The 19,139-nt window shown below is 61.8% G+C and carries 11 protein-coding genes; 7 read left to right on the top strand and 4 right to left on the bottom strand.

The window, feature by feature from the left end; genetic code table 11:
• Positions 1–85: 85 nt before the first annotated feature.
• The 3 genes from AB6802_RS13415 to AB6802_RS13405 all read left to right on the top strand — a co-directional run bounded on the left by AB6802_RS13415 (position 86) and on the right by AB6802_RS13405 (position 3,589).
• Positions 86–1,204 carry a L,D-transpeptidase gene (locus tag AB6802_RS13415; protein ID WP_371010589.1) on the top strand — a complete coding sequence of 373 codons (1,119 nt, stop codon included), beginning with the start codon at positions 86–88 and terminating at the stop codon, positions 1,202–1,204.
• Between the two features lie 206 nt (positions 1,205–1,410).
• Positions 1,411–3,048 (top strand): CTP synthase, encoded by a 1,638-nt coding sequence (locus AB6802_RS13410; protein WP_371010588.1) that lies wholly within the window; start codon positions 1,411–1,413, stop codon positions 3,046–3,048.
• Between the two features lies 1 nt (position 3,049).
• Positions 3,050–3,589 (top strand): DUF1697 domain-containing protein, encoded by a 540-nt coding sequence (locus AB6802_RS13405; protein WP_371010587.1) that lies wholly within the window; start codon positions 3,050–3,052, stop codon positions 3,587–3,589.
• 94 nt (positions 3,590–3,683) lie between these two features.
• Here the strand turns inward: AB6802_RS13405 and AB6802_RS13400 are convergent, their stop codons facing one another.
• Positions 3,684–5,141: an NCS1 family nucleobase:cation symporter-1 gene (locus AB6802_RS13400; protein ID WP_371010586.1), complete on the bottom strand. Its 1,458-nt coding sequence runs from the start codon at positions 5,139–5,141 to the stop codon at positions 3,684–3,686.
• 296 nt (positions 5,142–5,437) lie between these two features.
• Here AB6802_RS13400 and AB6802_RS13395 point away from each other — a divergent pair, with 296 nt between their 5' ends.
• Both AB6802_RS13395 and AB6802_RS13390 read left to right on the top strand, forming a co-directional pair.
• On the top strand, positions 5,438–5,740 hold the full coding sequence (locus AB6802_RS13395) for a DUF982 domain-containing protein (protein ID WP_371010584.1): 303 nt from the start codon (positions 5,438–5,440) through the stop codon (positions 5,738–5,740).
• A gap of 494 nt (positions 5,741–6,234) precedes the next feature.
• Positions 6,235–8,280, top strand: coding sequence for an SPFH domain-containing protein (locus tag AB6802_RS13390; RefSeq protein WP_371010583.1), 2,046 nt, complete (start codon positions 6,235–6,237; stop codon positions 8,278–8,280).
• A gap of 142 nt (positions 8,281–8,422) precedes the next feature.
• Here AB6802_RS13390 and AB6802_RS13385 read toward each other — a convergent pair whose 3' ends face one another.
• The 3 genes from AB6802_RS13385 to AB6802_RS13375 all read right to left on the bottom strand — a co-directional run bounded on the left by AB6802_RS13385 (position 8,423) and on the right by AB6802_RS13375 (position 15,430).
• On the bottom strand, positions 8,423–9,949 hold the full coding sequence (locus AB6802_RS13385) for an HlyD family type I secretion periplasmic adaptor subunit (protein WP_371010582.1): 1,527 nt from the start codon (positions 9,947–9,949) through the stop codon (positions 8,423–8,425).
• 3 nt (positions 9,950–9,952) lie between these two features.
• Positions 9,953–11,698: a type I secretion system permease/ATPase gene (locus AB6802_RS13380; protein ID WP_371010581.1), complete on the bottom strand. Its 1,746-nt coding sequence runs from the start codon at positions 11,696–11,698 to the stop codon at positions 9,953–9,955.
• A gap of 108 nt (positions 11,699–11,806) precedes the next feature.
• A complete protein-coding gene (locus tag AB6802_RS13375) occupies positions 11,807–15,430 on the bottom strand; it encodes a DUF5801 repeats-in-toxin domain-containing protein (RefSeq protein ID WP_371010580.1) in 3,624 nt (1,207 codons plus the stop codon).
• 1,062 nt (positions 15,431–16,492) lie between these two features.
• On the opposite strand from AB6802_RS13375, the gene AB6802_RS13370 reads away from it, so the two are divergent.
• Together AB6802_RS13370 and AB6802_RS13365 are read left to right on the top strand one after the other, a co-directional pair.
• Positions 16,493–17,932 carry an NAD(P)-binding domain-containing protein gene (locus tag AB6802_RS13370; protein WP_371010579.1) on the top strand — a complete coding sequence of 480 codons (1,440 nt, stop codon included), beginning with the start codon at positions 16,493–16,495 and terminating at the stop codon, positions 17,930–17,932.
• A gap of 24 nt (positions 17,933–17,956) precedes the next feature.
• On the top strand, positions 17,957–19,132 hold the full coding sequence (locus AB6802_RS13365) for an acyl-CoA dehydrogenase family protein (RefSeq protein ID WP_371010578.1): 1,176 nt from the start codon (positions 17,957–17,959) through the stop codon (positions 19,130–19,132).
• Positions 19,133–19,139: the final 7 nt, after the last annotated feature.

Below are 19,139 nucleotides of genomic sequence, written 5' to 3'. Positions count from 1 at the left end.
AGGTTGTTCGCGGCACTTTTCGGCGTCCTTGGGGGGCGCCGGGCGACGCCGTGGGCAACTTGCAGTCAAGAATCGGATCTTCGCCATGCAGCTTCGCAGCTTCATCATTCTGGGATTCTGTGCCGTCCTCGGCATGGGCTCCGCGGCCATTGCCGGACCGGCAAACATGGTCTCTTCCCCGTCGCTCGAGAAGACCGACGCAATTCCTGTCGCCGCAAAGAGCGACGCATCGCAGCTGAAGCTTCTCAAGAAGAAGAAAAACCCGACCTCGGACGATCTTGCGCAGATCGGCAAACTCGAGGCCAAGATGGTGGCCGACAAGCAGTCCGCCAAGGATAAGGCGCTCGAGGCTCGCAAAATGGCGATGCGCGATGCCGCCAAGGCCAAGGCCGACGCGGCGCGCCAGGAATGGCTTGCCAAGAAGGGCACTGCCGCACCGGCTGAAGTCGCCGACGCCAAGCCGACAAAGAAGACGACTAAGATCGCGTCGCTCGAACCCGTGGCGGCGCCTGTCCAGACCGAGGAGCCTATCCCGGCGGAGGCCATGAATGTCACCGCCAGCGGCAACAATGGCGAGTTGCGCAGCGAGCAGCCGGGGCAGAAGCAGGCGAGCAGCGGCGGTCTGTTCGACGGTCTGTTCGGCGGCAAAGCCAAAGCAACCTCGATCGACTATCTGCCCGAGACGCGCGCGCTCGATTCGGTGCTTGCAAGGAAGGACTCCAAGCGGCCCTTCAAGGTGAAGCCGGAATTCGTGCCGCAGGACGTCACCTTCACCGGCTATGAGCCGGGCACCATCGTCATCGACACCAGCGCCCGTCGTCTCTATCTCGTCGAGACGTATTCGACGGCGCGCCGCTATGCCATCGCGGTCGGCCGCGAAGGCCTGCAGTTCAAGGGCACTGTTGCCGTTGGCGACAAGCAGGAATGGCCTCGCTGGATCCCGACGCTCGATATGCAGAAGCGCGAACCCAAGCACTATGGCCAGTACAAGGACGGCATGCCCGGCGGTGGCCAGAATCCGCTCGGCGCGCGCGCCATCTACCTCTACGACGGCAAGAAGGACACGCATCTGCGCATCCACGGCACCATCGCGCCGCAGTCGATCGGAACCAGCGCTTCGAATGGCTGCTTCCGCATGATCAACGAGCACGTCATGGACCTCTACAGCCGTGTCAGGGTCGGTACCAAGGTCGTTATCATCTGACACGTTCGATCAAACTGCCGAAAGGGCCGGCATCGCCGGCCCTTTTGTTTTGAGTATTCGTTTTCACGCCTGTCGGTGTCCCAAAACCGGTTTGCACTTTGGGCGACATGCTTCGCAACGGCTCTTCAGGAGCGCCGGCGCCATTTTGGGAAAAAGCTTTCGCGGCGGTTTTTTCTCTGGCGGAATCAATCAGCCCGCGTTAAGCGATGACTCCCATGGCGCGATATGTATTCATCACAGGCGGCGTGGTTTCCTCACTTGGAAAAGGCATTGCCGCGGCGGCCCTTGGGGCTCTCCTGCAGGCGCGAGGCTATCGCGCCCGGATCAAAAAGCTCGATCCCTATCTGAATGTCGACCCCGGAACGATGTCGCCGTACCAGCACGGCGAAGTGTTCGTGACCGACGATGGCGCCGAGACCGATCTGGATCTCGGCCACTATGAGCGCTTCACCGGGCGCTCCGCCAACCAGCAGGACAACATCACCACCGGCCGCATCTACAAGAACATCATCGAGCGCGAGCGGCGCGGAGACTATCTCGGCGCCACCGTGCAGGTGATCCCGCATGTCACCGACGAGATCAAGCATTTCGTGCTGGACGGCAATGACGACTATGATTTCGTGCTGTGCGAGATCGGCGGCACGGTCGGCGATATCGAGGCGATGCCATTTCTCGAGGCGATTCGCCAGCTCGGCAACGACCTGCCGCGCAACAACGCGGTCTATGTGCATCTGACCCTGATGCCCTACATCCCGACCGCCGGCGAATTGAAGACCAAGCCGACGCAGCATTCGGTCAAGGAATTGCGCGGCATCGGCATTGCGCCGGACATCCTTCTGGTGCGCGCCGACCGGCCGATCCCGAAGGAGGAGCGGCGAAAACTTTCGCTGTTCTGCAACGTGCGCGAAAGCGCCGTGATCCAGGCGCTCGACGTGCCGCATATCTATGACGTGCCTTTGGCCTACCACCACGAAGGGCTCGATTCGGAAGTGCTGGCTGCTTTCGGCATCGACCCGGCGCCGAAGCCGCGCATGGAGCCGTGGCAGGCGCTTTCCAACCACATCCACAATCCCGAAGGCGAAGTGACGATTGCCATCGTCGGCAAATACACCGGCCTCAAGGACGCCTATAAATCGTTGATCGAGGCGCTTTCGCATGGCGGTCTGGCCAACCGCGTCAAGGTGAAGCTCGACTGGATCGAATCGGAGATATTCGAGAAGGAAGACCCGACGCCGTGGCTGGAAAAGGTGCATGGCATCCTGGTTCCCGGCGGTTTCGGCGAGCGTGGCTCGGAAGGCAAGATCCTGGCGGCGAAGTTCGCGCGCGAGCGCAAAGTGCCTTATTTCGGCATCTGCTTCGGCATGCAGATGGCCTGCATCGAGGCAGCGCGGTCGCTGGCCGGCGTCGAGCATGCGTCGTCGACCGAGTTCGGCCCGACCCCCGAGCCCGTCGTCGGCCTTATGACCGAATGGCTGAAGGGCAACATGCTGGAGAAGCGCAGGGTGACTGGCGACCTCGGCGGCACGATGCGGCTCGGCGCCTACCAGGCCGAGCTCGCCAAAGGGTCCAAGATCGCGGATATCTATGGCGATACGCAGATTTCCGAGCGCCACCGGCATCGCTACGAGGTCAACATCGACTACAAGCAGCGGCTCGAGGATTGCGGGCTGGTCTTTGCCGGCATGTCGCCTGACGGCGTGCTTCCCGAGACGGTCGAGTACCCGGACCATCCGTGGTTCATCGGCGTCCAGTACCATCCCGAGCTGAAGAGCCGGCCGCTCGAGCCGCATCCGCTGTTCGCCAGTTTCATCGAGGCGGCGGTCGAGCAGTCGCGCCTGGTCTGACGTGCAGACCTATGTCGCGCTGCTCTACAGCATCATCCTCGGCGAGGGCCGCCGGGTCGTCATGTCCGAGCTCAAGGCGATGGCCGAGGGCCTTGGGCTGAAGAACCCGCGCACGCTGGTGGCGACCGGCAATCTGGTCTTCGAGGCGGGGGCGACCGATATCGCCAGGCTGGAACAGCGGCTGGAAACAGCCTTCGAAAAAACGTTCGGCCGCCATGTCGACATCATCGTGCGCACCGCCGAGGACTGGCTGAAGCTCGCCGCCGGCAATCCGTTCCCGTCCGACTCGGCCGCGGCAGGCGACCGGGTGGCCGTGCGGGTGATGCGCAAGCCCGCGCCCGTGGAGAGCGTGGCGGCGCTGCAGGCTTACGCCGCCGAGGACGAAAAGATGCTGCCGTCCGGCGGCGACATCTGGGTCGTCTTTTCGCGCGAAAGCCCGACATCGCGGCTGCTCGCGGCAATGAACCACAAGCGTCTCGGCATCGGCACTTCGCGTAACTGGAACACGGTGCGCAAGCTGGCGGAGATGGTGAGGGAATAGGGGAATAGGGGAATAGGGGAAGCTCTCTTCCCTACTCCCCTACTTGCCTACTTGCCTACTTGCCTACTTGCCTACTCCCTTACTCCCCTATTTCTCAGGCCTTTGCCGTCCGCGCCCCGGCGCCAAGTGCGGCCGTGCGCAGCACATAGTAGACGACACCCGCGATCGCCACGCCGAAGAACCAGCCATAGACGCCCCACCAGGCGGGCAGCCAGTTGGTGAAGTTGGGCAGGATCGAGGAGAAGATCGCGCCGATGCCGGCGGCGATGAAGGCGTTGACGTGCCAGCCGCCCTGGAAGCGGAATTCGCCGTCCTCGCGGTAGAGCGCTTCGACATCGACCTCGCGTTTGCGGATCAGATAGTAGTCGACCATCATGACGCCGAAGATCGGCCCCATCGTCGCGCCGATGATGTTGACGAAATGCGCGGCACTGCCTTCCCATGGCGCGAAGGGGTAGAGCACGAGCGCGATCACCGCCGCGATGTAGCCGCCTTTCTTGAAATCGATCTGGCGCGGGAAGACGTTGGAGAAGTCGAAGGCGGGTGAGACGAAGTTGGCCACGACATTGATGCCGAGCGTTGCCACCGCGAACGTCAATGCCGCAAGCGCGGCCAGGAACCAGCTGTCGAATTTGGCCGAGATCTGGTCGGGGTGCAGCAGCACCTCGTGATAGACATCATAGGCGGCGATCGTGGTGACGCCGGCGACCAGCGAGAACAGGATCAGATTGACCGGCAGGCCCCAGATGTTGCCCTTGCGCAGGGCAGCCTGGTCAGGCGCGTAGCGGGCGAAATCGCAGAAGTTCAGATAGAGCGCCGAGAAATAGGTCACCCAGATCGCCGCCACCGCGAAGAGCGCCGTCCAGGAGCCTGGATCGCCCGGAATGCCGGCATCGGTGGTCTTTTCGCGCAGCACGTCCATCGGAATATCGCTGGTGAAGGCGAAAGTCCCCGATTTGATGCAGAGATAGATGGCCAGGAGCAGCATCATCACCCAGACGGCCGGGCCGGCCCAATCCTGGAAGCGGCGCACGGTTTCCATGCCCTTCTGGATGATCAGCAGCTGCAGCGCCCAGATGACGACGAAGCAGAGCACTTCCAGTGTGGAATGGCCAAGAAGATGCGAGGTCTGGTTGAATTCGTTGAACCATGGCAGCCGCGTCAAAAGCGCGACGATCGCGCCGGATGCCGCGGCCGTCTGCGCGCCGTACCAGAAGCAGGCGACGATAGCGCGCACCAGCGCCGGGATGTTGGCGCCCCAGATGCCAAAAGAAGCACGGGCAAGCACGGGGTAGGGCACGCCGGTCTTGACGCCGGCATAGCCGACCATGTTCATCAGCACGTAGATGATCAGCGAGCCGATGCCGATGGCGACGATGAAATTGACGAAGCCGCCGCAGAACAGAAACAGGCTCGCCGCCAGATAATAGCCCCAGAGGCTGTGGACGTCCGATGTCCAGACGTTGAAGATCGAGAATGGCCCCCAATTTCGGACCGTAGCTGGAGCCAGATCCTCATTGTAGAGGCCCGGCGATGCGCCTTGTATGGTCATTGCAAGTGTTCCCCTTTTGCAAAACGCGCCCTCACGCGTTAACCGTGGAGGGTAAGCCTGACGCCGGGGAACGGGCAAGCAAACCATTTGCCGGCTTTCGCCTTAAAGATATTCAATGAGAATCGCCGTTATCCGCCTGCACCCGAGCCTGCATCGAGCTCACTCGCCATGCTGGCCAGGCGCAACCCTATAGGTTTCGAACTCTTTCCGTCGGCAACCAAAATTGTTTGGAACCAAGTCGCAAGACGTGCGTTCAGTAGGGTTCGATCGCATCGCGGTCGGCCGGGAGGTTAGTCATGGATCGCTTGCATTTCTTTACCCCAGTGCGAATTGCGCGTGGGCAAGGGCACCCCGTTGAGGAAGTCGATAGCGTCTCCGAAGCGATGGTGTTTTTGCGGAAGTGGCCAACAGGCAGACGCGGCCCTGTCTATCAGTGCGCCCTGAATTGCTGCTCGGCGGCGATATCGGGCAAGATGTCGGCCGAGGAAGCAAGGAAAGCCTTCATCGGCTTTGCCCGCATCACCAGGCTGCTCGATGACGACATGGCGCTACCGCTTGGCGGCGGCACAATAGAAAACGTCTACGCGCTGCGGCGGTAGGCGAAAAAACCTTCGCGAAATCAAGATGCCGTGCCCGCAATGGCGCGGCACAGGCTGCTGTTCGTTTCCGAATGCAACCGCACCGTGGGCGGCGGTTCCAACCCTTCAAAAGCGCCATTCTCGCCCCCTGCCAGTTTCTAAAGCCAACTCCTAGAAGCCAACTCCTGAAAGCCAACGGCCACGCTTTCAAAGTAGCGTCGGAAGTACTTATAATATTTTCACTCGAAGTATCTTTAAACCTGTAGGCGCGATCCCTACGTCATTTGTCGTAATGTCTGTTAAGGCAACACCGATGTAAGATCGCTCACGGCCACGCCTCCCCACACTGGGGACTCGGGACGGGTGGTCGTTTTCCCATACAATGAGCAGCCCAAACGTTCGACACGCCGTTGAGTTGGTCGAGCGTGCCGCTGCGCAATCTCCCCGCTTCAACAATCAACACCAACCGGGTCGCCGCCGGGTGAACGAACCCGCGCGCCCAGAGGAGAGAAGAAATGGAAGCCCTGCAATATCTCGAGCCGATGAAATGGACGGCGATCGAGATAGCCGTGCCAGTCATCGTGCTGGCAATCCTGTTTTGGCGCAGCGGCGTGGTCCGCTACATCCCAAACGACAGGCTCGGCATTTTGGAAAAACTATGGAGTTTCCGCGGCTCCGTCAGCAATGGCTTCATTGCGCTCAACCGTGAGGCAGGCTACCAGCCGGAAGTGGTGCGCGGTGGCCTGCATTTCTTCATGCCGTTCCAATATTCGATGCATCGCGCCAATCTGGTCACCATCCCGCAAGGTCAGATCGGCTATGTCTTTGCCCGCGATGGCAAGGCGCTGCCCCCGACGCAGACACTTGCTTCCAACACCGAAGCCGATGATTTCCAGGATGTGCGCGGCTTTCTTGAAAAAGGCGGACAGAAAGGACCGCAGCGCAAGATCTTGCGTGAAGGTACCTACGCCATCAATCTCGCACAGTTCATCGTGCTCACCGCCCAGTCGATCTATGCCGTCAATCTGAGCGCGTCGGAACAAGACCTTTTTGCCAATATGTCCAGCATGATCTCGGAGCGGGGCGGCTTTGAGCCGGTCGTCATCCACAGTGCCGAGGACATGATCGGCATCGTCACCATCCATGACGGTCCGGCTCTGCCGGACGGCGAGATCATCGCACCGACCGTCGCCAACGATCCGAACGACCCGAACTTCCACAACAATTTTCAGGACCCGGAGAAGTTTCTCAATGCCGGTGGCTACCGTGGCCGGCAGTTGCAGGTGCTGGCCGACGGCAGCTACTTCCTCAATCGCATTTTCGCGACCGTCGAGCTGGTCGAGAAGACCATCATCGACGTCGGCACGGTGGGTGTCGTCGTCTCCTATAATGGCCGCCACGGCACGGATATATCCGGGCAGGCATATCGTCACGGCGAGCTGGTCGAAATCGGCGCACGCGGTGTGTGGTCGACGCCGCTGCTGCCAGGCAAGTATGCGTTCAATACCTATGCCGGCCATATCATCACCGTGCCGACCACCAACTTCGTGCTCAAATGGACGAAGGAGCAGTTTGGCGAACACAGGCTGGACGAGAACCTGTCTGAAGTGTCGTTGATCACCAAGGATGCGTTCGAGCCTGTGCTGCCGCTCTCCGTTGTCGTGCATATCGACTATATGAAGGCGCCGCTCGTGGTGCAGCGTTTCGGCGACATCAAGCGGCTGGTCGAACAAACGCTCGATCCGATGGTCTCCGCTTATTTCAAGAACATCGCCCAGACGAAGACGCTGATCCAGCTTTTGCAGGAGCGTAGCGATATCCAGCGCAAATCGGGCGAGGAGATGCGCGAAAAATTCAATACCTACAGCCTCGAGCTGCAGGAAGTGTTGATTGGTACGCCGCGTGCCGCCAATGGCCAGAACAGCATAGAGCAGATCCTGATCCAGCTGCGCGAGCGGCAGATCGCGGTCGAAAAGGTCGAGACTTACAAATTGCAGGAGAAGGCGGCCATTCAGGAACGCACATTGCGTGAGAAGGAGGCGCTCGCCGAACAGCAAGCCAAGATCACGACGTCGGCCCTTACCATCGAGATCAGCGAGAACGAGGGCAAGGCGCAACTCGCCCGCACCCGCCAGCAGGCGGAAACCATTCAGGTGACAGCCAAGGCAGAGGCCGAGAAGGTGCGCCTCGGCGGCCAGGGCGAGGCCGACATGATCAAGGCTATCGCGCTTGCCGATGCCGAACGCATCAAGGCGACCGGTTTTGCGGATGCCGAGAGGGTGCGCGCCATCGGTCTGGCGGAGGCCGAGGCCACCGAAAAGAAGGTCGCGGCCTTCGGCGGCCCGGACTATCAGCTCAACTCGCAGGTTCTCACGCGCTTCGCCGAAGCGATCGAGAACGGCAGGATACCGCTCGTGCCGCAGATCCAGATCGGCGCTACCGGTGGCGAGAAGGGGGCCGCCAATGGCCTTGTCGAGATGATGCTTTCGATGCTCGTCGCCGACCGGGTTGGACCGCAAACGCTACCAGATGCGGTGCCGGAAGCCGTTGAGGAGGAGTGATCGAGGATGGGCCGGTTGTACCGGCCCGTTTCGCTCTGCCGAAACATGCCGCGTCGAGGCGCTCCTGCAGGCCGATCGGTCCACCCGGCCAGGGCGAGTTTTGACGTTGGCTCCTCCGGCCAACGTCGTGGATTGTGTTGGCTCAATTCTCCCTGAAAGTCCGCGTCAACGAAGCCTCGACCGGAGCCAGCATGTAATCGAGCAGCGTGTGTTCGCCCGTCAGGATCATGACTTCGGCCGGCATGCCGGGGGACAGCCGGATGTCATGCAGCTCCGAGAGTTCGGCCGCGTCGACCTTGATCTTGGCGAGGAAATAAGGCTCGCCGGTTTTCTCATCGGTCAGCCGGTCGGCGGACACCGAGGTGAGCAGGCCATGGATCTGCGGCAGATGCCGGCTCGGATAGGCTGTCAACACGACGCGGGCAGGCATGTCCGGATGCAGCACATCGATGTCCGTCGGCCGGATTCGTGAATCGATGATCAGGTTGGGCTCGTTGGGGACGATATCGAGAAGCGGCTGGCCGCTGGCGATCACGCCCGACTCGGTCGTTACCCGCAGGTTCATCACCGTTCCGGCGATCGGCGCGACGATGTCCGTCCTCGCCAGCACATCCTGGCGGGAAGGCAGTTGGCTGCGCAGTTCGGCGAGATCATTGCGCACCTTGGCCAGATCTTCATTGGCGCTCTCGCTGTCCTGCTGACGCAGGTTGAGGAGCTGGAACTCAGTCTCGCCGATCTGCTGGTCGTTCTTCGCTATCTGCGCCCGGTTCGATGCCTGGTTGGCGCGAATATCGGCCTGGGAGCGTTGCAGCGCCCATATCCGCGGCAGGCGTTCGAGGCCCTTCTTGTACATCTCCTGCGCGGAGGCGATCTCCTGGTCGATCAGGCCGAGCTGCTCGGCCTCGGCGGCCATGACGTCCCGCGCTCCAGTGCTTTGCTCTTCGATCTGCGCGACGCGCTTGTTGAGGATCTGCGTGCGCCCCTCGCGGGTTGCCAGACGGCTGTCGAGCAGAGCCTGTTCCTCGACGACCACCTTGCGCGCGATTTCGCTGTCGATCGACGTCAGTTCCTTGGGAAACGCGATGCGTGTTTGGCCGGCAAGCTCCGCGACCAGCCGCGCCTCTGTCGCCAGCAGGCGGATGTAGTGCCCCTGCAACTCGTCGTAGCGGCCTTGGGCCTCGGTTGCCTTCAAGCTGATGAGAACCTGGCCGGCGCGGACCTTTTCGCCTTCCTTCACATGGATCGCCCCGATGATGCCACCTTCCAGATGCTGGACGGTCTTGCGATAGCCTTCGGGGCTGACCACGCCGTTGGCGACGACGGCGCTCGCCAGGAGGGCGACACTCGACCATGCGGCTACACCGCCGACGAAGACGATCGATGATACGTAACCGAGCATGCGCGCGGGCCGCGTGCGTTGGTTGAGATCGCGCCTGCTGATCCGGACCGCATGCGACCGTCGCCGGACGAGCCCTGCTGTCAGGAGCAGGAAGAGCAGGCCGACGGCCACCATCAGGGCGATGCGCTTCGACTGGTCGAGCCCGTCGAACCAGATCGACGCCGCGGCAATGAGTTGCCCGGCGGAAATCGTCAGCCTGCCGGTCAGCTCGCGCAGATTATCCGCCAGCCCGGTCAGCATCCTCGAAAAGTCGCCAAATCGGTCGTCCATGGCTCACTCCGCTGCCTTCAGTTTCGCTTGCACGTTGGCGGCAATCTTGTCTCGCATGGCCGTCGGCACCGGGATGCGCTTGGGCTGGCCTGCCAGCGAGCCGAGCACCTCGTCGCGCGGGCCGAACATCGCGACGGCCCCGTCGCGGAGGAAGACGACATGATCGGCGGTGCGTAGAAGATTGGTCTGGTGGCTGATGACAACGACTGTGCGGCCTCGCTCTTTGAGCTGCTGCAGCACGTTGAACAGCGCGACCTCGCCTTCGCCATCGAGACCGGTGTTCGGTTCATCCAGAACCACAAGGGGCGGATCGCCGAACAGCGCCCGGGCCAGCGCGATACGCTGGCGCTGGCCGCGCGAAATCCGGGCGCCGTGCGGTCCGACTTCGGTCCGATAGCCGTTCGGCAGCCGCAGGACCATCTCGTGGATGCCTGCAAGCTGCGCTGCCGCCATGACCGACTCGCTGTCGACGTCACGCAGGCGCGCGATGTTTTCGGCGATTGTTCCCGGAAACAAGTCGATCTGTTGCGGCAGATAGCCGACATGCTGGCCAAGTTCGTCCGAAGGCCAGTTGCACACCTCGGCGCCATCCAGCCTGACATGGCCAAGCGAGGGCTGCAGCGCTCCAACGATCAATCGGCACAGCGTGGTCTTGCCGGATCCGGACGGGCCGATCACGCCACAGGTTTGGCCAGGCTCGACGTCGAAGCCTATCGCGTTCAACAGCGCCTGCGAGGTTCCTGGCGGCCGGTAGTGGAGGTTCTCGAGCTTCAGCCGGCCTTGCGGCCGGGGCAGCCTGACGCTGCTTGGCTGCATCGACCGTGTGTCGGCAAAAAGCTTCATCAGGTTGCGGCGCGCCGTTCGTGCGCTGACCAGGCTGCGCCAGGCGCCGATAGAGCGCTCGATCGGCGCCAGTGCGCGGCTGAGCAGAATGGAGCCGGCGATCATCGAGCCGCCCGTCAATTCGCGGCGCAGGACGAAGTAGGCGCCTACTCCCAGCACGGCCACCTGGAGAGCGAGGCGCAGCGAGCGCGACAGGCTGCCGATGATGGTGGTGCGGTGGAAAATCCGGGATTGCAAGGTCGTCAGCGACTGCTGGTTCTGTTCCCACCGCAGCAGCGCCGGCTCCGACATGCCGAGCGAGCGCAACGTCTCGGCGCCGTCGACGAATTGGCCGACGACGGCCTGGCTCCGGCGCAGGCCGGCCGCCGCCTCCTGCCCCTTGCGGCGGGTAAGGAGATCATTGGCTAAAGCGCAGCAGAACATCAATACGGCGCCGGCGAGGCCGAGCAGGCCTAATACCGGGTGCAGAAACCACATGAATGCCAGGAACACGGGTGTCCATGGCGCATCGAGAAAGGTCAGTATGCCGTCGCCGGCAATGAAGCCGCGCAAATCCGACACGTCTTTCAGGCCAGCCTCGAGGCCGCTGCCGGCCAAGCGGGCCTCCATGGCGCGTTCGATCACCGGCACGCTGAGCTGGTCGTCCAGCCACTGGCTGATATGCCCCAGCATCATCCGGCGGGCATGTTCCAGCAGGCCGTAGACGGCGATCGCGCCGATGACGGCCAGGGTGAGCCACAGCAGCGTGTCGAACGAGCCGCTCGACAGCACGCGGTCGTAGATCTGCAACATGTAGACGGTGCTGGCGAGCAGGAGAACGTTGGCAAGCAGGCTGAAAAGGAGAAGCGCGGGCGCCTGGTGACGCGCCAGACGCATCACCTCCTGGAATTGCGGTCTTGGCTGCATCACGCATACCCCACTTTGATGCTTTTGCTAATGGCCGGCCGGGCGCCCAGTTGCGCGCGGCCGGCGACGGTAACGGGGGCGGCTATAGCCGCCCCCGTTGATCGAGTGTCAGGCGATGTCGACGAGGATGTGCGCCATGTCCGGAGAGGTCGGAGTCACGTCTCCGTCCGCGTCCGCCACCTGGAACGCGAAATTGAGGTGTGCATCCGGGGTCTGACTCACCGTCGAGGTGAAGCCGATATCCGTGATCTTCAGCACGTCGTTGTCGACGGGATCGAAGATGTGGGTTCCAGTGCTGGCGCCGCCGGAGCCGGTCGCGCCGTTCAGGGTGATCGCCGTGCCGGTGATCCCGTTGCCTGACTGCATGATCTGGACGCCCTTGATCACGTAGTGTTCGCTGCCCGTGTTATAGTCGTTCTGCTCGATGACCACGAGGCCGTCGTTGTTGTCGAGCTTGAACTCGCCGCTATATGGGGATGGTACCTGGCCCGTCCTGAAAATGGCGGAGTTCGGCACGTATATTGCCTTCGTGATCGAGTTGGTGCCGTCGGTCAGGTCGAGGATCAGCATAAGGTCTTCGCTGTTGCCGATGCCGTCGAACTTAATAGCCATGGTGCCAGCAGTTGCCGTGTTCTGCGCCGTTTGCAGCGCCTCGGTCGCGATACCGACGTTGTCGTTGAAGAACCGCAAGGTCAGCAGTTCGCCTTTCTGGATCGTGTCGCCGGCGACGCCGTTGGTGCTCTGGGTTGCAGACACCCAGGTTTCATGGGTGTTGCTCACCATGTCGTGGGTGCCGGCCGTCGGCAGCGAGTTGAACGAGGTGTCGGTAGACGAGCCCTCGCCATTGCCCGTCAAGCTGAACGGATGGGTTTTGTCGACCAGATTGCCGGTGAACTGGACGTAGAAGTCCTCGTCGACCGGCGTGGTCGGGTCATCCGCCTGCAATTTCTCCAGCACGATCGGCGGGTGGCCCGAGTTGCTCGTGGGCTGTTTGGATAGGAGCTCGGCGGTGTGGATGACGTCGAAGCTGAAGCCCTCGAGCGGATCGGTCAGGGTGATGGTGTAAGTGGCGTTGACCTTGTCGAAGACGAGGGTGCCGCTGGCCGTGCCCGGCTGGTCGCCAGCCGCCGGGTCCTTGTCGTAGGTGAAGGTGAAATTGAAGGTCGCGGATGTTGCACTCTCGGACGCTAGCGTGACCTCCTGAGAGAGGAGAGCCGTAGGCGCCGGGTTGACGCCGCTCACCGTGCCGGTAAGCCCGATCTGGACGCCGGCGAGCCCGCCATTCTGATCGACAAAGTCGGAATGCGTGGCATCGTAGTAGGCGGCAGGGTGGGCATCCGCGCCGATATCGTAACCGAAGGCCCCGGTGGCCGACGCGTTGAGCGTGTTGGCCAGTGTCTCGTGCGTCCCGGTGCCGTTGCCGGCGTTCTGATCACCATCGAATGGCACGGTGATCGTCGGAGCATCGTCCTTGAAGATGAGGCTTGTGCCGATATTCACACTATTCTCGGCTTGATCGCCGTCGCCGTCGGTGATGGTCGCCGTCAAAGTGACGAGATTGTCGGCTGCCAAAGTCGCTGCCTGATCGGGTCCGGTCTCAGGCGAGTGTATGATGGCCCGTTGCTGATCGAGCGTCACGTTGCCGTCGGCGTCCACGCTCACCGTGAATACGACAGCGCCCGCGGCTGAGCCGGCGCGACCGACCACCTCGCCACCTTCGACGAAGAGCAGAACCGACTGACCGGTCAAGGTGTCGGTCAGGCCGCTGACATTGGTGACCTGGTCGATGCCGAGCGTATAGACGATGGCGTCACCATCCGTACCGGCGCTCGGAGTAAAGGCTACCGAGAAATCGGCGGCGTTGTTGCCAAGGCTGGTCTCGTCGACTGTGAGGGTCGGCTCGTTGCCACTTGCCGTGATGCTCGGCCCGTCGTCCCTGATCTGCACCTTGTCGCCGATGGCGATGCTGGTGCTGTCGCTGTCGTCGTCACCGTCGGTGGCTGTGACTTTCGCCAGCAGGGCGCCGTCATTCATGGTCTGCACGTCGTCGGGATCGAGGGTATTGGAGTGAGCGATGGCGATGTATTGCGCGATGCTGAGGATGCCGTTCTGGTCGATCGAAATCGCGATGGCGACGGCGTCGTTACTATCGACAGTGCCGCTGTCGTCGGCGTCGACGCGACCGACGACGAGCCAGCCCTCGACGTTGAGCAGGATGTTGTGACCGTCGAGCGAATCGAAGCCGGAATCGGCATTCGCTCCGCTGACGTCCAGCGACAATGTCTCCGTGCCCGGGCCGTCGGCGCCGAAGCTCGAACTGGGTGTGACCACGGCGGATGCGCTGGCTGCCCAGCCGATAGCCGTGCCGAGCCCGGAGAAGGCGCCTGGTAAGGAGGCGAGAGGCTGATCGTCAGAAGCGGGGTCGACGCCGGCCGTTTCGTCATGAAGCACCGTGGCGCTTTCTTCGGTCAAGCCTGCCGTCGGCCCGTCGTCGTCGAAGTTGATGAAGGAGCCGACCTCTTCGTTGTGGGCGTTGGTTGTTTCGCCACCAAAGTGCACCTCCTTGACATCGAAGAAGTCCTTCTCCGTGTCGATATTCTTGATGGTGAAGCGGTCAAAGGTTCCGCCAACCCCGCCTGCGGTCGTGAAATCGACCGTCACGCCTTCGCCGACATCTTGCAGGATCAATCCGGAGCCGGTGAGATCAACGGTGATGCCCAAGTCCGAGGCTGTCATCGTGACGCCATTCAGCTTGAAGGTCACTCCGGTGATATTGATCTCCGTATCGTTGTCATCACCGGGGAGCGCGGCGCCCTCCGCGTTGTCGTCATTATTATAGGCGTGGATCTCGATGTCAGCCACAGTGCCGGTCGGCGTGGACTGCGAAACCGAGAAGCCGGCGCTGGAGACGGTTTCAATGTGGCTGCCGTAATCAGGCGCGAGTGGCGTGTCGGTAAAGTTCTTGCCCGCGCTCTGGGTCCCGCCGTTGATCAGGTCGATCTGAAGCTCACGGCCAAAGCGCACGTCTTGAGATGCGACACCCAAGCCTTGCGTGCTGACGTTGACTTCAGCCTGTACGCCATTGTCATGAGCGGTCACGAGAATCTTCTGCGAGCTCGCTACGTCGGCGTCGAGGATATACCAATTGTTGTGTCCAGAAGGTGCGTCACCAAGCTGGCTGAAATTAACCACGGTGGTCCCCGAGACCGAGGCGAACACCTTGTCTTGCAAATTGATCAGGTCATTGTCCGGCTGCGTCGGATCCGGATTCAGCAACGCCACATACTGGACGAGGTAGAGGTCCGCATTGGTGTTGCTGGTGGGATCGAGCGCGAACGAGAAGGCGAGCGGAGCAGTTGCCGGGTCCGGCTCGGCGGTCGGGTCATCGGTACCAATGACGCCGATCACGACATCTGCGTTGTTCGGGTCCTGGAACAGCCAGACATAGTTGCCATCGACCGTCTGAATGTCGCTGAGTACGCCGACGGTTTCGGAAAACGGATGTCCGAAGGAGTCCTGGGTGAGGACGATCGAAGTGATGGTTTCGCCGGCGTCCGCAGTGGCCTGCACGAAGTCGGCCTTGTAGGCGGTCTCGATCGGGGAACCGAGAGTCTCGAGATACTGCAGCGTAGTGTTGGTGTTGTATGGCGCTACGGCCGGATTAATATCGTCGTCTGTTAAGCCGGCGGTCTCGTCGATGATGATGTCTTGAGCTGTGATGTCGAGTGCCATTGCAAAATTCTCCCTGGTTTCAATGCGGCTGGCGCTCTATCGGCCCAACGCCCCGGCAACCGGCCGCACGGACGCACATCCGCCGGCCAGAGCCGGCGCTGAACGCCATCGTTAATGGAAACTGGAGTTCGGATTCACTTAGGGGGTAGAGGGGTAGGGAGGAGCCGCCGCTAATCCTCCGCTTCTTGCCCCGTCAGGCAATTCTAGGCGGATGCGTCCTACGCGCATCGGTGGCCCACCAACGGCGGGCACCAAGGATCGACAATGAGGGCATACTCAACCCCGCCCCTCTCCAACAGGCATGACTGCCTGTACGCCTCCCGCTCATGGAAATGAGCAATAAAAAGTTTACTCTTGTTTGTGGAAAGTTAAAGTCGGACTATTGCTTTTTAACAAAAAGTGTGAATCTGGAAAAGGTCCCCAAGGCGAGGGGACTTTTGTCCCTCTCTCCCGAACTATTTGAAATCAAACGAGAATACGATAGACCGCGCTAAAGGGTTTGACTGTGACACCCTCGGCGGCGATGAAATAGGCCCATGAAGAAGACGATTGCCATAGCCCCGATGATGGATGGGGAAGATAGATAAATAAAATCAAATGTTTATGAGGATTTGTGTGCAAAAACTGCACACGAAAGTTCTCCTTCTCGTCCATATCCGTTCTTGCGACGGAGTATCCGACGGCACTCTTGGGACGCCTTTTGAATAGCTGCGCTGACTTATCTCGCGAGGGCCGTCGCCAGTGTATCCGCGATCTGCCGTCTGCCAGATGGCGGACGTCACACAAAGCTGATCCCACGCGGCGCTGCTGATGTCCTCGACACCAATGCCCGGCTACCCATACGTATTGTGCGGGAGCCGTAACAGTGCCTGCGCTCGCTGCAATATCAAAAGATGCTCCGGCTTCAGGGAGGCCACACCACCGCCCATTCGGTCGGCGGTGAAAGCGCGTCGTTGCAATGCAAGTGAAAAAAACTACCGGCCAATCAAAGCAGACATTTCTGGACTGTTTGCCGACCGGGGCGGAGTTTGGCGCAACGCTTGAACTTCAGCCGGAACCCAAATGGCTTTACCGTCCGATCCAGATCTTCACGCCCGCGAAACACTCCGGCTGATCGGCCCCGATCCGCAGAATTGGGTGCCGGACCGGGAAGGCATCGACCACAATGTCTTCATCGTCGGCGGCGGACAGACGGGCTCGACCTTTGCCTTCGCGTTGAGGCGCGCCGGCATCGGCAAGGTCACGGTCATCGATGCGGCGCCGGATGAGAGCAAGGCCGGCATCTGGCTCACTCATGCGCGGATGAACCGGCTGCGAACGCCAAAGAGCCTGCCGGGACCGGAACTCGGCCTGCCTGGCTTGAGCTTTCAGTCATGGCATGAAGCTCGCCACGGTGCGGAAGCCTATGCCGGCTTCGACCGCATCACGCGGACGGATTGGGCGAACTACCTTAAATGGTACCGCGAGTTCCTCGGCATCGGCATCCGCTACGGCACACGTCTCCTGCGTATCGAGCCGGCTGACGGGCACTTTCGCCTTCGCCTCGAAGTGAAAGGCAGGCTATCGGTCGAAACGGCGCGCAAGATCATTCTGGCCAATGGATTTGGCGGCAGCGGCGGTCCAGTGATACCGGCGGTACTTGCCGCCTTGCCGCGGGGCTTTGTCGCGCACAGTTCGGCGGCAATTGATTTTGCCGCGCTCAAGGGCAAGGCGATCGCTGTCGTCGGATCAGCCGCTTCGGCCTTCGATGCGGCCGGGGCTGCCCTTGAGGCCGGCGCGAAATCGGTGCATCTGTTCGCCAGGCGCACCAGTATCGCCAGCGTGCCGATCAACCGCGTTCGCGGCTATCCCGGCGCCTATGACAATTATCCGCGTCTGCCCGATGCGGTGCGCTGGCGCCAGGCGTTGCGGTTTCGCGAGGCCGGTTCGACGCCACCGCCCGATGCGGTGGCACGGGTGGTGCAGCACAAGAATTTCCACCTGCATCTCGGCGCCCCCTGGACACATGCGGATGTCGATGGCGGCAAGGTCGTCACCGATATCGCAGGCGAGACATTTGCCTTTGACTTCGTCATTGCCGGCACCGGCTATTTCGCCGACCCGACGCGCAAGCCTGAGTTTGGCGATTTCGCCGCCTCCATCCGGCTGTGGCGTGATCAGTATGCGCCGGCGGAGGGCGAACTGGACGAATTTTTCGGCGCCCATCCCTATCTCGGTCTCGGTCATGAATTCCTCGAGAAGGCGCCGGGAGAGGCGCCGTTCCTCAGGAACATCCATGTCTTCAATCCCGGCGGCTTCGTCAGTTTCGGCCTGCCGATCGGCGATGTGCCGTCGATCCGGCGCGACGTGCCGGCCGTTGTCGCCCGCATCAGCCGTGATCTTTTCCTCGCCGATCTCGACAACCATGAGAGCCGCATAACCGGCAGCCATCCGGCGGAATTCGGCGAGGAAGCCTATGCCTCTGCCGTCTGGCGGCCGGCGCAGACCATCGCGGCGGAATAGACGCATTTCCATGGACAAACGCCGATGACCTTCAGCCCTGACCTCTCCGACCCGTTCGTCGCCACGGCGGTCGAACTGCGCGATATCTTCGACCGGGATGCGGTGGCGCGCGACAAGGCCGGTGGGCGGCCGCTCGAACAGATTCGGCTGCTGAAGGAAAGTGGTTTGCCCTCGGCGCAGATTCCCAAGCGCTATGGCGGCAAGGGCGCGTCCTGGCTGTCGGTGCTTCGCGTGGTGCGCGAATTCGCCCGCACCGACGGCTCGCTCGCCCATCTCTACGGCTATCATCATCTGCCGCTCAACGGCGTGCTGTTTCGCGGCACGGAGGCGCAGAAGGACCAGCTGCTGACGCGCTCGGCCCGGGAAAACTGGGTTTGGGGCAATTCCGGCAACGCCATGTCGAAAAGCTCGTCGGCCAGGCGCAACGGCAAGGGCTGGATTCTCAGCGGCTTCAGGCCGTTCTCTTCCGGGTCGCACATCGCCGACTACATCCAGGTCGCCTGGGAGGACGGTCAGGACCGGCTGGCAGCAGCGATCCCGGCCGATCGCGAAGGCATCGTCATCGAAGACGACTGGGACGGCGTCGGCCAACGCCAGACCGGCAGCGGCAAGGTTACCTTCAAGGACGTGCATGTCGGCGACGATGAGCTGATCGGGTCGCCTGCGGTGCCGCTGACGCCATTCCAGACGTTGACGTCACTGTTCCAGCAGGCGGTCCTGCTCAATTTGTTCGTCGGCAGCGCCCAGGGAGCGCTGAGCGAAGGCCGCGACTATACCAACTCGCAATCGCGCCCCTGGGTCTATTCCGGCTATGAGAAGCACACGGACGACCCGTTCGTTCAGGGCAAATATGGCGATCTCTATATCCGCACGCTGGCTGCGGCCGAACTCGCCGATGTGGCGGCACGCAGCCTCGATGCCGCCTATATCAAGGGCGAGGGCTTGACCCTGGAGCAGCGTGGGGAGACGGCGATCGATCTCGCCACCGCCAATGTCTATGCCGGGCAAGTCGGCCTCGATGCGTCGAGCGAGGTTTTCGAGGTCATGGGCGCCCGCTCGGCGACCAAGGCCAACGGCTACGACAGGTTCTGGCGCAACGTGCGCACGCACACGCTGCACAATCCGGCCGAATACAAGAAACGCACCATCGGCACCTGGTTGCTGACCGGGGAATTCCCGGTCGGCGGGCTGTATCGCTGAGGAGTCT

The sequence above is a fragment of the Mesorhizobium sp. RCC_202 genome, assembly GCF_041355295.1.
In the GTDB taxonomy this organism is placed as follows: Bacteria; Pseudomonadota; Alphaproteobacteria; order Rhizobiales; family Rhizobiaceae; genus Mesorhizobium.
This window is presented reverse-complemented; position numbering and strand designations above follow the sequence as displayed.

Coding starts and splice junctions, on each gene's coding strand:
- AB6802_RS13410 (WP_371010588.1), top strand. CDS start 1,411: ATGACTCCCATGGCGCGATATGTATTCATCACAGGCGGCGTGGTTTCC.
- AB6802_RS13395 (WP_371010584.1), top strand. CDS start 5,438: ATGGATCGCTTGCATTTCTTTACCCCAGTGCGAATTGCGCGTGGGCAA.
- AB6802_RS13365 (WP_371010578.1), top strand. CDS start 17,957: ATGACCTTCAGCCCTGACCTCTCCGACCCGTTCGTCGCCACGGCGGTC.
- AB6802_RS13400 (WP_371010586.1), bottom strand. CDS start 5,141: ATGACCATACAAGGCGCATCGCCGGGCCTCTACAATGAGGATCTGGCT.
- AB6802_RS13375 (WP_371010580.1), bottom strand. CDS start 15,430: ATGGCACTCGACATCACAGCTCAAGACATCATCATCGACGAGACCGCC.
- AB6802_RS13380 (WP_371010581.1), bottom strand. CDS start 11,698: ATGCAGCCAAGACCGCAATTCCAGGAGGTGATGCGTCTGGCGCGTCAC.
- AB6802_RS13390 (WP_371010583.1), top strand. CDS start 6,235: ATGGAAGCCCTGCAATATCTCGAGCCGATGAAATGGACGGCGATCGAG.
- AB6802_RS13415 (WP_371010589.1), top strand. CDS start 86: ATGCAGCTTCGCAGCTTCATCATTCTGGGATTCTGTGCCGTCCTCGGC.
- AB6802_RS13370 (WP_371010579.1), top strand. CDS start 16,493: ATGGCTTTACCGTCCGATCCAGATCTTCACGCCCGCGAAACACTCCGG.
- AB6802_RS13385 (WP_371010582.1), bottom strand. CDS start 9,949: ATGGACGACCGATTTGGCGACTTTTCGAGGATGCTGACCGGGCTGGCG.